This window comes from Pantoea osteomyelitidis (assembly GCF_044342975.1).
Classification (GTDB): Bacteria; Pseudomonadota; Gammaproteobacteria; order Enterobacterales; family Enterobacteriaceae; genus Pantoea; species Pantoea osteomyelitidis.
This window is the reverse complement of sequence record NZ_JBGFSN010000004.1, coordinates 1,368,141-1,381,403: the sequence shown is the minus strand read 5'-3', so window position 1 is coordinate 1,381,403 and position 13,263 is coordinate 1,368,141. Positions and strand designations below refer to the sequence as shown.

The following is a 13,263-nucleotide window of genomic DNA, read 5'->3' as shown; positions in this document are numbered from 1 at the left end:
AGATGACTGTAAGTACACCGATGCTGGTGACCTTTATTATTTACATACTTGGGATGGTGTTGATTGGCTTCATCGCTTACCGATCAACCAAAAACTTCGACGATTACATTCTCGGTGGACGTAGTCTCGGCAGCATGGTGACCGCGCTCTCTGCCGGCGCTTCTGACATGAGCGGCTGGCTGCTGATGGGACTGCCGGGCGCGATCTTCCTCTCCGGTATCTCAGAAAGCTGGATCGCTATTGGCCTGATCATCGGCGCCTGGCTGAACTGGAAAATCGTGGCGGGACGTCTGCGTGTACAGACGGAGCATCATAACAATGCGCTGACGCTGCCTGATTTCTTTACCAGCCGCTTTGAAGACCACAGTAAAGTGCTGCGTGTCATCTCGGCGCTCGTTATCCTGGTCTTTTTTACCATCTACTGCGCCTCAGGCATCGTGGCGGGCGCGCGCCTGTTTGAAAGCACCTTTGGCATGAGCTACGAAACTGCTATCTGGGCTGGCGCTGCTGCCACCATTCTCTATACCCTGGTGGGAGGCTTCCTGGCCGTGAGCTGGACCGATACCGTGCAGGCGGGCCTGATGTTCTTCGCGCTGCTGCTGACGCCGCTGATGGTGATTGTCGCCGTGGGCGGACTGAACGACTCGATGGCAGTAATAGAAGCGAAAAGCCTTGAGAACCTCGACATGCTGAAAGGACTTAACTTTGTCGCGGTGATCTCTTTGCTGGGCTGGGGGCTGGGCTATTTCGGCCAGCCGCATATCCTGGCGCGCTTTATGGCGGCGGACTCGCATCGCTCTATTCGCACCGCACGCCGCATCGGTATGGCCTGGATGATCCTCTGTCTCGCTGGCGCCGTGGCGGTAGGTTTCTTCGGCATCGCCTATTTCCAGAACAACCCGGGCCAGGCGGCGGGCGTCAGCGAAAACGGCGAGCGCATCTTCATTGAGCTGGCGCGTATTCTGTTTAATCCGTGGATTGCCGGTATTCTGCTTTCAGCGATTCTGGCGGCGGTGATGTCAACGCTGAGCTGTCAGCTGCTGGTCTGCTCCAGCGCCCTGACGGAAGACCTGTATAAAGGCTTCCTGCGTAAAAATGCCAGCCAGAAAGAGCTGGTGTGGGTAGGGCGGTTGATGGTTCTGCTGGTGGCCTTGATCGCCATTGCGCTGGCGGCGAACCCGAATAACCGTGTGCTTGGCCTGGTGAGCTATGCCTGGGCGGGCTTTGGCGCCGCCTTTGGTCCGGTGGTGCTGTTCGGCGTCTGCTGGAAACGAATGACACGCAACGGCGCGCTGGCCGGCATGATTATCGGTGCGATGACCGTGCTGGTGTGGAAACAGTACGGCTGGCTGGATCTGTATGAGATCATTCCGGGCTTCCTGTTTGCCAGCATCGCCATAGTGGTGGTGAGCCTGATGGGGCGTGAACCTTCGGCCGCCGCACAGCAACGTTTCAGTGCTGCCGAAGCGGAATTTTTAACCAAATAACTCTCCGCTTTGCCTGAAAAACGCCCATTTTTTTCGTGAAAATGGGCGTTTTTCTTTCAGCTTCCCGCACCCGCCCTCGCAAAAGCAAAATTCTTTCCGGCAGGCGCTTGTATTTTTTCTGACGATAATGATAATCGGTATCGTTTTTATTTACATTTATTTACGAAGCCGTGCGCTTCTTATTGCTGCAGAGGTTGGCGATGTTTGTTCCGTTTCTCATTATGCTGCGCGAAGGTCTGGAAGCAGCGCTGATTGTCAGCCTGATCGCCAGCTACCTGAAACGTACGCAGCGTACCCGCTGGTTTCCGGCTATGTGGGCAGGCGTGTTTATTGCCGTCGCGCTCTGCCTCGCGCTGGGTATCGCCATCAATGAAACCACCGGCGAATTCCCGCAAAAGCAGCAGGAGCTGTTTGAGGGCATTGTTGCGGTCGTCGCCGTGATTATCCTCACCTCGATGGTGTTCTGGATGCGCAAAGTAGCGCGCAATGTCAGAGCGCAGCTGGAAGTAGCGGTAGATCAGGCGCTGCATAAGGCGAGCGGCAGCGGCCTGCCGCTGGTACTGATGGTGTTTCTGGCCGTGGCGCGGGAAGGGCTGGAATCAGTGTTTTTCCTGCTGGCCGCTTTTACCCAGGATGTGGGCTATGCGCCGCCGCTTGGCGCGGTGCTCGGTCTGATTACCGCCGTGGTGCTGGGCATGTTGCTCTACTGGGGCGGCGTACGCCTTAATCTGGCGCAGTTTTTCCGCTGGACCAGCCTGTTCATTTTGTTCGTTGCGGCGGGCCTTGCCGCCGGTGCGATTCGCGCTTTCCACGAGGCGGGGCTGTGGAACCATTTTCAGCGGATCGCTTTCGACCTGAGCGCCACGCTCTCCACGCATTCTTTTTTCGGCACTTTGCTTGAAGGGGTTCTGGGCTATCAGGAAGCGCCCAGCATAAGCGAAGTTGCCGTTTATCTCTTTTATCTGATTCCGGCGCTGCTGCTGTTTTTGCTGCCTGCACGCCTTTCCACGGCGGGTGCAGGCGTGGCGCGCTGAGCCTTTTACCCGGCACGCCACTTTGTGCCAGAGCATTTATTAACAGGGAAATGAGTATGACGATTCGCTTTCGCCGTAACACATTGCTGGCCTCGCTGCTGGCGCTTTCCGGCACCGCCGCAGCCGCTAATGTGCCGCAGGTAACCGTCAGCGTAAACGATAAGCAGTGCGACCCGATGACGCTGTCGGTTAATGCCGGTAAAACGCAGTTCATTATCAAAAACAATAGCCAGAAAGGGCTGGAGTGGGAGATCCTGAAAGGCGTGATGGTGGTGGAAGAGCGCGAGAATATCGCGCCGGGCTTTACGCAAAAGCTCACCGCCAGTCTTGAAGCGGGCGAATATGAGATGACCTGCGGCCTGCTGAGCAATCCGAAAGGCAAGCTTATCGTGAAGGGGAAAGGCGAAGCGGTGGCAGGCGGTCAGCGCGATCTGCTACAGCTGGCAGGGGCCATTACCGACTACAAAGCTTACGTGATGGAAGAGACTGAGAAGCTGGTCGCGGGCACCAAAGCCTTTACTGACGCGATAAAAGCAGGGGATGTCGAGAAAGCGAAAGCGCTTTACGCCCCTACGCGCCAGCATTATGAGCGCATTGAACCTATCGCCGAGCTTTTTTCCGATTTGGATGGCAGTATCGATGCCCGCGAAGATGACTACGAGAAAAAGGCGGACGATCCCGCGTTTACCGGATTCCACCGGCTGGAAAAAGCGTTGTTTGCGGACAACAGCAGCAAAGGCATGGAAAGCTATGCCGATCGTCTTTACAAGGATACTCAGGAGCTGCAGCAGCGCATCAGCCAGCTGGCCTTCCCGCCTGTGAAAGTGGTCGGCGGTGCGGCAGGGTTAATCGAAGAAGTCGCCTCCAGTAAAATTTCCGGCGAGGAAGATCGCTACAGTCGTACCGATCTGTGGGATTTCCAGGCGAACGTTGAGGGCGCGCAGAAGATCGTTAACCTGCTGCGTCCGCAGCTGGAAAAAGCCAACCCCGCGCTTTTGACAAAAATCGACGGCAATTTCGGCAAGGTCGATGCCATTCTCAATAAATACCGCAGCAAGCAGGGCTTTGAATCTTATGACAAGCTCACCAGTGCCGATCGCAACGCGATGAAAGGACCGATCACCGCGCTGGCGGAAGATCTTGCAATGCTGCGTGGAACATTAGGTCTGAATTAAGTATGAGTAAGAAAAAGGATGCGGCGCAGCCGTCGCGTCGTCGCCTGTTACAGGGGTTAGGTTTATTAGGCGGGGCGGCTGCCGTCGCGGGGGGCTGTCCGTTTCATGCTGCCGCCGGGAGCTTTTCGCCGGGTACGGTTGCACCCGATGCGCGCCATCAGGCGCAACCTTTCTGGGGCACGCATCAGGCAGGCATTGTCACGCCGCAGCAGGCGGCAATGATGCTGGTGGCCTTTGACGTGTTGGCCAGCGATAAAGCCGATCTGGTGCGGCTTTTTACCCTGTTGACGCAGCGTATCGCCTTTCTTACCCAGGGCGGGAGCGCGCCGCAGGTGCAGAATCCACAGCTGCCGCCGGCAGATTCCGGCATTCTCGGCGCGCAGATCTATCCCGACAATCTCACCATTACGGTCTCGGTAGGGCAGACGCTGTTTGATGAGCGCTTCGGACTCCAGGCGCAAAAGCCGAAAAAGCTACAGGCAATGACGCGCTTTCCCAACGATTCCCTGGATGCCAGCCAGTGTCACGGCGATCTGCTGTTGCAAATTTGCGCCAATACCAACGACACGGTGATTCATGCCCTGCGCGACATCATCAAACAAACTCCCGATCTGCTGAGCATCCGCTGGCGGCGCGACGGTTTTATTTCCGATCACGCGGCGCGAAGCCAGGACAGGGAGACGCCGATCAATCTGCTGGGATTCAAGGACGGCACTGCCAATCCCGATACGCAGGACGAGAAGCTGATGAATCAGCTGTTGTGGGTGACTCCCGATCAGCAGGAGCCTGCGTGGACGCGCGGCGGCAGCTATCAGGCGGTGCGTATCATTCGTTTCCATGTGGAAATGTGGGATCGCACGCCTTTGGGCGAACAGCAAACCATTTTTGGCCGTGAAAAGCTGAGCGGCGCGCCGCTGGGTATGCAGCATGAACACGATGAACCTGATTATGCGCGGGATCCCGATGGCGAAATCATCGCGCTGGATGCGCACATCCGGCTGGCTAATCCGCGCACGCCGGAAACCGCTGACAGCCTGATGCTGCGTCGGAGCTATAGCTATTCTGAGGGTATTTCCGCGTCGGGCCAGCTTGAAATGGGTCTGCTGTTTGTTTGTTATCAGCACGATTTAGAAAAAGGCTTTATCAGCGTGCAAAAACGTCTTAACGGCGAAGCGCTGGAGGAATATATACGTCCCACTGGCGGCGGTTATTTTTTTGTATTACCCGGCGTCACCGATAAAAAACATTATCTGGCGCAGACTTTACTGGAAGTTTGATTATTTTTTCGCCGTTTGCCTTCTGTTTCTCTTTTTGCAGAAGGCTTTTCTCTTTGCTTTCTCTTCGCTGCGGTTGTTTCACATTTTTACGAAATATCTGAAAGGATTCCGCCGGATGATAAATTAATAATTATTTGAAATAAAAGGGAAATTTAATTGCTTCGCAGAGCGATTAACCCGCTGTCGTTCTGTTTTGTTTATCGGCAGGTAAAAATAGAGTTGCAAATTGCCTTAAATGTGATGCACTTTAATCATATGCGTAATCGGACGTGTTGATGTTTCACTCTGGAGATCGCGAATGGGTAGGTCCTTACAAGGACAATGGGATTATCTTCTGACATCGCGTCATCACACGGGGGTTTTTCTCCTCCGGGTAACTCTTCTTCACTTTTTATTTCTCTTAAATCAATCAATGTATTCCTTCAACCGGTGCGCAATGGCGTTTCGGCGCTGTTGCACACTTTTCTCAAGGGCTTGTCACGGCTTACAAGGAAGCCAAAAAACCTCTAAAGCGTTCACGTAATCGCTGCGGGCGAGAGCCCGAAGCGGGAAATGAAACCAACTGTAAGGTGCCACTATGGGAAGACAGAAAGCAGTGATCAAAGCGCGTCGGGAAGCAAGACGAGTGCTTCGTAATGACTCTCGCAGTCATCGTCAGCGTGAAGATGAATCGGTCACTTCGCTCGTGCAAATGGGTGGGTTGGATGCCATTGGTATGGCGCGCGATTCGCGCGACCGTTCGCCAATTGAAGCCAGAAATGATGCTCAGGCGCACTATCTTAATGCCATAGAAAAGAAACAGCTGATCTTTGCAATCGGTGAAGCGGGTTGCGGTAAAACCTGGATCAGTGCCGCGAAAGCGGCGGAGGCCCTGATAAACAAGGATGTTGAAAGGATTATCGTTACGCGCCCGGTACTGCAGGCGGATGAAGATCTCGGTTTTCTCCCTGGAGATATTTCTGAGAAGTTCGCCCCCTACTTCCGGCCGGTATATGACGTTCTGGTTAAACGTCTTGGCGCTTCCTTTATGCAATACTGCCTGCGTCCGGAAATCGGCAAGGTCGAGATCGCGCCGTTTGCTTATATGCGCGGCAGAACCTTTGAAAACGCCGTGGTGATTCTGGATGAGGCGCAGAACGTTACCGCCGCACAGATGAAGATGTTCCTTACCCGTCTTGGGGAGAACGTCACGGTGATCGTTAACGGGGATATTACCCAGTGCGATCTGCCCTCTAACGTGAAGTCTGGCCTCGGCGATGCGCTGGCGCGCTTCGAAGAGGATGAGATGATCGGCATCGTGCGTTTCGGTAAAGAGGATTGTGTGCGGTCGGCGCTGTGCCAGCGCACGCTACATGCCTACGGTTGATTGAGAAAAGTGAAAGCAAACCCGGCTGCGGCCGGGTTTTTTTATCGAAGTTTGGGCAGTATATAAACGAAAAAAGCCTGAACTTACGTTCAGGCTCTCTTCTGAAATGATGGCGTTCATGCAAGCTTTACTCTATTGCTGACAAACTCTGTTTGCGGAAACAGGGTAGGCGCATTAGACTGGCGGCAACAGTAACTGAATTGTACAACTCAGTTGTTACTTTGTAGCTAATAAAGAGATTACCGCCATGCTGACTATCCCATTTTCTGAAGCTCGCCAAAAGCTCGCCAGCATTCTTGATACTGCTATCAATCAGCCGGTAACGATAACTCGTCGCTCTGCGCCGGATGTCGTTGTTATTACGGCTGAGCAGTTCGCAGAATTGCAGCAGGCCAAATTTGAGGCATCTCTGGCCCGCGTAATGAGCAAACCGAAAAATCAAGCTTTGTTCCAGGAACTGGCTGATAAATGATTTTCTTTTTAACTGTTGAGCAGGTTATTGCAATCCACGACAGTCAGTTAGAAACCTATGGCGGCCTTCCTGGATTTAGAGATCTTGGCCTGGTTGAAGGCATGGTAGCGCGGGTTGAAAACCTTCATGTTTATGAGAGCGAAACAGACTTGTTTGTCTTAGCTGCTGCGCTTCTGCTCTCAATCGCTCGCGGCCACGGCTTCAACGACGCCAACAAAAGAACCTCGGTAGCATCGGCCATGATTTTTTTAGATATGAATGGTTCACCGATCACGCCAGTTGAGGGCTTTGCTGATTACGTTGTTGAAGCCGCTCAGGGGCTTCATGATTTACAGTATGTAGCGGATGTATTAAGAAAGCTCGCAGATTAGACCCGGCCCGCTACGCTGTACCCCTCGCAGGCAGAATATAAACGAAAAAAGCCTGAACTTGCGTTCAGGCTCTCTTCTGAAATGATGGCGGTGAGGGGGGGATTCGAACCCCCGATACGTTGCCGTATACACACTTTCCAGGCGTGCTCCTTCAGCCACTCGGACACCTCACCACATTTTTTCGCTGACCGCGCCGGGTCAACGGGGCGCTACTATAGGGGGGGAGCTTAAAACGGTCAAGCACTATCTTTCTCTTTTTTTCTATCCGCTTAAGGCGTGAGCGAATCGCTTTATCTCTCGCCAGCTCTTCCCGGGTGTCATTAAAATTAAACATAAAAGATACAAAAGCGTCACAAATATTTCTCAGACTTACATCCTGAAAAACCAGCTTATTGTTGCTCACAAGGATAAATCAGATGAAATATGCTCGCCTTTTTACGGTTACATGGCTCGCCAGCCTGATTTCCGCTCACGCCGTTGCCGAAACGCAAGATTATTCCCGTGCGGCGCAGGGCGATTTGACCCAGCCGGGTGGCGCGCGTCGCCTGACGCAGGATCAAACTGAGATGCTGAAAGCGTCGCTCAGCAACGGCACGGCGAAAAATGTCATCCTGCTGATTGGCGACGGTATGGGCGACTCGGAAATCACCGCAGCGCGTAACCTGGCGATGGGGGCGGGCGGCTTCTTCAAGGGCATTGATGCGTTGCCGCTCACCGGACAGTATACCCACTACTCGCTGGATAAAGAGAGCCACAAGCCGAGCTACGTCACCGACTCCGCCGCCTCGGCCACCGCCTGGTCTACCGGCACCAAAACCTATAACGGCGCGCTGGGCGTGGATGTGAACGGCAAAGATCACGTCACCATTCTGGAACTGGCGAAAGCAGCGGGCAAAGCCACAGGAAACGTCTCTACCGCTGAGCTGGAGGATGCCACGCCCGCTGCGCTGGTTTCCCATGTCATCTCACGTAAATGTTACGGCCCGGAAAAAACCAGCGAGCTATGTGCAGGCAACGCGCTGGAGCAGGGCGGCAAGGGATCGATTGCCGAACAGCTGCTAAAAACTCGCGCCGACGTCACGCTGGGTGGCGGCGGCAAAACCTTTAGCGAAGTCGCCAAAGCGGGCGACTATCAGGGCAAAACCCTGCGTAAGCAGGCACAGAGCATGGGTTATCAGCTGGTCAGCGATCTGAACGGTCTGAATGCCGTCAGCAGCGCCAGCCAGGATAAACCAGTGCTGGGCCTGTTTGCCGACGGCAATATGCCGGTGCGCTGGCAGGGCCCCAAAGCCAGCTATCATGGCAATATCGATAAGCCGGTGGTCACCTGCGAACCGGCGAAGGATCGTGCGGCTTCGGTGCCGACACTGGCGCAGATGACAGAAAAAGCGATCGCCCTGCTAAGCGAAAATCAGAAAGGCTTTTTCCTGCAGGTTGAGGGCGCTTCTATCGACAAACAGGATCATGCGGCCAATCCGTGCGGCCAGATTGGTGAGACGGTGGATCTCGACGAAGCGGTGCAGAAAGCGCTGGAGTTCGCGCGTAAAGAGGGCAACACGCTGGTGATTGTGACCGCAGACCATGCGCACAGCAGCCAGATCGTGGAAAACGGCACCAAAGCGCCGGGCCTGACCCAGGCGCTGAATACCAAAGATGGCGCGGTGATGACTATCAGCTATGGCAACTCGGAAGGGGAATCGCAGGAACATACCGGCACGCAGCTGCGTGTTGCCGCCTACGGCCCGCATGCGGCTAACGTGGTGGGGCTGACCGATCAGACCGATCTTTTCTATACCATGTGCGACGCCATGGGCATCCAGTAAAGAAAAAGGGCGGACATCTGTCCGCCCTCACGTTTAGCTTTTCACCCGGTTGGCGAAGCTCTTACGCAGTTTTTGCAGCTTCGGCGGGATCACGGCCATGCAGTAGCCGTTGCGCTGACCCGCGCCTTCCCAGTAATCCTGATGATAATCTTCCGCCGGATACCACTCTTTCAGCGGTTCGATGGTAGTGACAATCGGATCCTGATGATCTTCCTGCGCACGCGCGATTGCCGCACGGGCTTCCGCTTCCTGCTGCGCATTTGCCGGGAAAATGGCCGAGCGGTACTGCGTACCGATATCGTTGCCCTGGCGGTTCAGCTGGGTAGGATCGTGCGTGGCAAAGCTGATATCCAGCAGATCGCCGTAGCGTAACTGGTCCGGATCAAAACCGATACGGATCGCTTCTGCATGACCGGTTGCGCCGCTGCAAACCTGCTCATAAGTGGGATTCGGGCGATTGCCACCGGTATAGCCGCTCTCAACCGACTCGACGCCGATCACGTCCTTAAACACCGCTTCCGTACACCAGAAACAGCCACCCGCGATCACTGCGTATTCGATTGCCATAATTGCTTACTCCTGTAAAGGTATAGTGCTTTAACTGTGGGGACAGCCAGAAGGAAATTCAACCGGCGTCAAATTAACATCTCCGGTTTGAAATCGCGGCTTTGGTCCAGCACCTTCTCGCTCATCACGGTAAAACGTCCTTCACCGGTATAGTGCAGGGTGGCAGGGAACTCCGGTTTCTCCGCTACGTGCGCTTTCACAATCTCGAAAATAAACAGGTTATAGTTATCGACCATCGAGTCGTCATAGAGCTGACACTCGAAGCTGGCGAAGCATTCACCAATCAGCGGCGCATTCACCTTGCTGGCAGGTTCAGCGGTGAGATGAAAGGCGGCGAATTTATCCAGCTTATCGCCGTGGCTGTTGCCAATGGCCACCACGACGTCAGTAAGCTCTACCGTTGGAACATTGATCACACACTGGCCGCTGTTGCGAATCAGCTCGTGGCTGTGGTTCATACCGGAAATCATGCAGCCCACCAGCGAGGGTGAAAACTCCAGAATGGTATGCCAGCCCAGCGTCATAATGTCGCTGTGCCCCTCAAACTCAGAGCTGAGCAGCACCACCGGACCAGGCTCCAGATATTTGCGCGCTTTCTCGACGGGAAAATCGATTTTATGGATGCGTTGACTCATGGCGTTACTCCTCTGTGCAGGAATCCGTTTTTAAGTGTAGTGGTAACGCCCTGGCCCGGAGCCGCTTAACACCACGAAATCGTCGATTAACCAGGCAAATCCGCTACCTGCAATCGTTACGGCAACACCTCATCTGGCAAAACCCGAAATGTTGTCTACACTTTATTTTGATGATGTTCGCAGTCAGGTTGATGAGTCAGAAATAACTTAGTTCTTGTGGAGCGTTACCCATTAAAATCATTAGCTTTAAGGCCAAACCTCCTCGCTGTCAGGCATACCGTATCCTCCCCTCGTTGCCTGTTCTGACTCTGCTCAACCACTCCGTGACATCAGTAATTCCTGACGCGATGGCGATTCAGGTACGTAATCTGACCCGTCTGAACAGGCGCCGAATGTCAGATTGCGCATCGCGTAACACCATGCAAACAGGAGGAGAGGTGTGACCCAGGCTGCTTATGAACATAGTACGCTGCCCGCATTAAGCGGCGGCCTGTACGCCTTCTTTTTTGACGTGGACGGCACGCTGGCGGCGATACAGCCGCGTCCTGAAGATGTTTTTATTCCTGAAGCGGTGCGTTCGCACCTGCAACAACTTTCCGATCTCTGTCATGGGGCGCTGGCGCTGGTCTCCGGCCGACCCATTGCACAGCTCGATCAGCTTGCGGCGCCGCTGAAGGTGCCCGCCGCAGGCGTACATGGCGCAGAACGCCGCAATGTGCAGGGCGATATCCAGCGCGCAACATTAGACGCGGATGTTGAGCAGGCGTTGCGTCAGCAACTGCAAAGCGCCATCGATCAATGGCCCGGCACGCAGCTGGAAGTGAAAGGCATGGCCTTTGCGCTGCACTATCGTCAGGCGATGCAGTATGAACAGGCTATTCTGCAGCTGGCGGAGCAGGCCGTCGCCCGTTTTCCGGCGCTGGCCCTGCAGCCAGGCAAATGTGTGGTTGAAATTAAGCCGCAGGGCATTGATAAAGGCGCTGCCATCGATGCTTTCATGCGTGAAGTGCCTTTTACCGGTCGGATCCCGGTATTTGTTGGTGACGATCTGACGGATGAGAAAGGATTTCTGGTAGTCAATGCCATGCAGGGCATTTCCGTAAAAATTGGAGAAGGTTCCAGCCAGGCCCGTTATCGCCTGAAGGGCGTAGACGAGGTTCACCATTGGCTTGAACAATTACTATTACAATTAGAGCAAGACAAGACAACGTCGGTAAGGAGTCAAGGTTATGAGTCGCTTAGTGGTCGTATCTAACCGTATCGCTATTCCTGATGGGTCAAAAGCCAGCGCAGGCGGTCTCGCTGTGGGTATTCTTGACGCATTAAAAACCACCGGAGGTTTATGGTTTGGCTGGAATGGAGAAATAAGCGAAATTTCCGGAGAAGATGAAGACGAGGAAGCTTTATCGAAAATGGAACATGACGGCATTACCTATGCCTCTTTTCCCCTTAGTCAGAACGATTACGATCTGTATTACTGTCAGTTTTCAAACACCGTTATCTGGCCCGCTTTTCACTATCGCCTCGATCTGGTTCAGTTCCAGCGCGAAGCCTGGGAAGGCTACTGCAACGTGAACGAGCATCTGGCGAAGCGCCTTCAACCGCTGCTTAAACCAGACGATATCTTGTGGATTCATGACTATCATCTGTTACCGTTTGCCGCCGCGCTGCGTAAACAGGGCATCACTAACCGTATCGGATTTTTCCTGCATATTCCGTTCCCTACGCCGGAAATCTTCAATGCATTACCGCCGCACCAGGAATTACTGGAAATGCTCTCTGACTATGATCTGTTGGGATTCCAGACAGAGTCGGATCGTCAGGCATTTCTTGAATGTCTGGGCCAGCTGACCCAGGTGAAAAATAAAGGCGAGAAAATCCATCGCGCCTTTGGTAATACCTTTATGACCGAGACGTATCCCATCGGTATAGAGCCAGACAGTATTAAAGAGATGGCGGAAGGCCCGCTGCCGCCAAAAATGGCGGCAATGAAACGCGAGCTGGGCGATGCGAAAAATATTATTGCCTGTGAACGTCTCGATTATTCCAAAGGATTGCCGGAGCGTTTTCTCGCTTATGAAGCGCTGCTGGAAAATTATCCCCAGCATCGTGGGAAAATTCGTTATTCGCAAATTGCCCCAACATCCCGTGGCGATGTGCAGGCCTATCAGGATATCAGGCATCAGCTGGAAACCGAGGCCGGGCGTATTAACGGTAAATATGGCACCCTCGGCTGGACGCCGCTTTACTATCTCAACCAGCACTTTGATCGCCGTCTGCTGATGAAAATTTTCCGCTTAACTGATGTCGGTCTGGTTACGCCGCTGCGTGACGGCATGAATCTGGTGGCGAAAGAGTATGTTGCTGCTCAGGACCCTGACGATCCGGGCGTGCTGGTACTGTCACGCTTTGCCGGCGCCGCTAATGAGCTGACTTCAGCGCTGATCGTTAACCCCTACGATCGCGATGAGGTAGCTGCCGCCCTGGATAAAGCGCTGACGATGCCGCGTACCGAACGTATTTCTCGCTACAACGACATGATGAATGTGCTACGTAAGAACGACATCGCCAACTGGCGCGAGACTTTTTTGAAGGATTTACGCACCGTCGCTGAGCGTCATGACGATCACGATGCTGACAGCAAGGTCGCGACCCTCCCTAAACTGGCCTGACCCTGCACTTCTGACGCGCCGATTGACGGCGCGTCAGAAGGATTTTTCCTCCCGCCGAGAAATTGTTACATCCTGCCATTTTTTGCTGTTTCGCCCCCTTTTTATCAGCATAAACTGTTGTCCGGGTCTTAACGTTCCAACTGCCTGTATTGTATCGCTTTTATACAGTTGTTCATCTTTTCATCATATAGCCGCTGCAAAACAACTTTTTCAGACTTGTTGTTAAGGTCATCTACAGACTGCCGATACTTTTGCTGAAGCGAAGTATCAATCTGTTAATTCATTCATATCTCTAATGTAACTCATTGTTACATCTCCTGCCTCTTACTAAACATCAGACTTCAACTGTTAACGCTACGCCCGTAATGGCTTTTCACAAACCTT

11 protein-coding genes, 1 tRNA gene and 1 pseudogene are annotated in these 13,263 nt (G+C 53.7%); 10 read left to right on the top strand and 3 right to left on the bottom strand.

Going from position 1 to position 13,263, the window contains the following annotated elements; genetic code table 11:
- Nucleotides 1–2 precede the first annotated feature (2 nt).
- The 7 genes from putP (at nucleotide 3) to ABU178_RS11595 (ending at nucleotide 7,182) form a co-directional block, all read left to right on the top strand.
- Entirely contained in the window at nucleotides 3–1,487 is a 1,485-nt protein-coding gene (putP, locus tag ABU178_RS11625) for a sodium/proline symporter PutP (protein ID WP_397214935.1), read from the top strand.
- Nucleotides 1,488–1,687: 200 nt separating this feature from the next.
- Nucleotides 1,688–2,521, top strand: a complete 834-nt coding sequence (gene efeU, locus ABU178_RS11620; RefSeq protein WP_397214933.1) for an iron uptake transporter permease EfeU — start codon at nucleotides 1,688–1,690, stop codon at nucleotides 2,519–2,521.
- Between the two features lie 56 nt (nucleotides 2,522–2,577).
- On the top strand, nucleotides 2,578–3,696 hold the full coding sequence (efeO, locus tag ABU178_RS11615) for an iron uptake system protein EfeO (RefSeq protein ID WP_397214932.1): 1,119 nt from the start codon (nucleotides 2,578–2,580) through the stop codon (nucleotides 3,694–3,696).
- Nucleotides 3,697–3,698: 2 nt separating this feature from the next.
- A complete protein-coding gene (gene efeB / locus ABU178_RS11610; protein WP_397214930.1) occupies nucleotides 3,699–4,973 on the top strand; it encodes an iron uptake transporter deferrochelatase/peroxidase subunit in 1,275 nt (424 codons plus the stop codon).
- Nucleotides 4,974–5,550: 577 nt separating this feature from the next.
- Nucleotides 5,551–6,339 carry a phosphate starvation-inducible protein PhoH gene (phoH, locus tag ABU178_RS11605; RefSeq protein WP_397214928.1) on the top strand — a complete coding sequence of 263 codons (789 nt, stop codon included), beginning with the start codon at nucleotides 5,551–5,553 and terminating at the stop codon, nucleotides 6,337–6,339.
- Nucleotides 6,340–6,586: 247 nt separating this feature from the next.
- The gene (locus ABU178_RS11600; RefSeq protein WP_397214926.1) at nucleotides 6,587–6,811 is read left to right on the top strand and encodes a type II toxin-antitoxin system Phd/YefM family antitoxin; all 225 of its coding nucleotides are present in this window, start codon (nucleotides 6,587–6,589) and stop codon (nucleotides 6,809–6,811) included.
- Nucleotides 6,808–7,182 carry a type II toxin-antitoxin system death-on-curing family toxin gene (locus ABU178_RS11595; protein WP_397214925.1) on the top strand — a complete coding sequence of 125 codons (375 nt, stop codon included), beginning with the start codon at nucleotides 6,808–6,810 and terminating at the stop codon, nucleotides 7,180–7,182. The genes ABU178_RS11600 and ABU178_RS11595 overlap by 4 nt, the downstream gene beginning before the upstream one ends.
- An 85-nt stretch (nucleotides 7,183–7,267) precedes the next feature.
- Here the strand turns inward: ABU178_RS11595 and ABU178_RS11590 are convergent.
- A tRNA-Ser gene (locus ABU178_RS11590) sits at nucleotides 7,268–7,355 on the bottom strand.
- A gap of 243 nt (nucleotides 7,356–7,598) precedes the next feature.
- Between ABU178_RS11590 and phoA the strand changes: the two genes are divergently transcribed.
- A complete protein-coding gene (phoA, locus tag ABU178_RS11585) occupies nucleotides 7,599–9,005 on the top strand; it encodes an alkaline phosphatase (protein WP_397214923.1) in 1,407 nt (468 codons plus the stop codon).
- 33 nt (nucleotides 9,006–9,038) lie between these two features.
- On the opposite strand, the gene msrA is transcribed toward phoA, so the two are convergent.
- Both msrA and ABU178_RS11575 read right to left on the bottom strand, forming a co-directional pair.
- Nucleotides 9,039–9,572: a peptide-methionine (S)-S-oxide reductase MsrA gene (msrA, locus tag ABU178_RS11580; RefSeq protein ID WP_397214921.1), complete on the bottom strand. Its 534-nt coding sequence runs from the start codon at nucleotides 9,570–9,572 to the stop codon at nucleotides 9,039–9,041.
- A 68-nt stretch (nucleotides 9,573–9,640) separates the two neighbouring features.
- A complete protein-coding gene (locus tag ABU178_RS11575; protein WP_397214919.1) occupies nucleotides 9,641–10,207 on the bottom strand; it encodes a flavin reductase family protein in 567 nt (188 codons plus the stop codon).
- 439 nt (nucleotides 10,208–10,646) lie between these two features.
- Between ABU178_RS11575 and otsB the strand changes: the two are divergent.
- A pseudogene (gene otsB, locus ABU178_RS11570) lies at nucleotides 10,647–11,440 on the top strand (trehalose-phosphatase).
- On the top strand, nucleotides 11,437–12,879 hold the full coding sequence (gene otsA / locus ABU178_RS11565; protein WP_397214918.1) for an alpha,alpha-trehalose-phosphate synthase: 1,443 nt from the start codon (nucleotides 11,437–11,439) through the stop codon (nucleotides 12,877–12,879). The pseudogene otsB and the gene otsA overlap by 4 nt, the downstream one beginning before the upstream one ends.
- Nucleotides 12,880–13,263 lie beyond the last annotated feature (384 nt).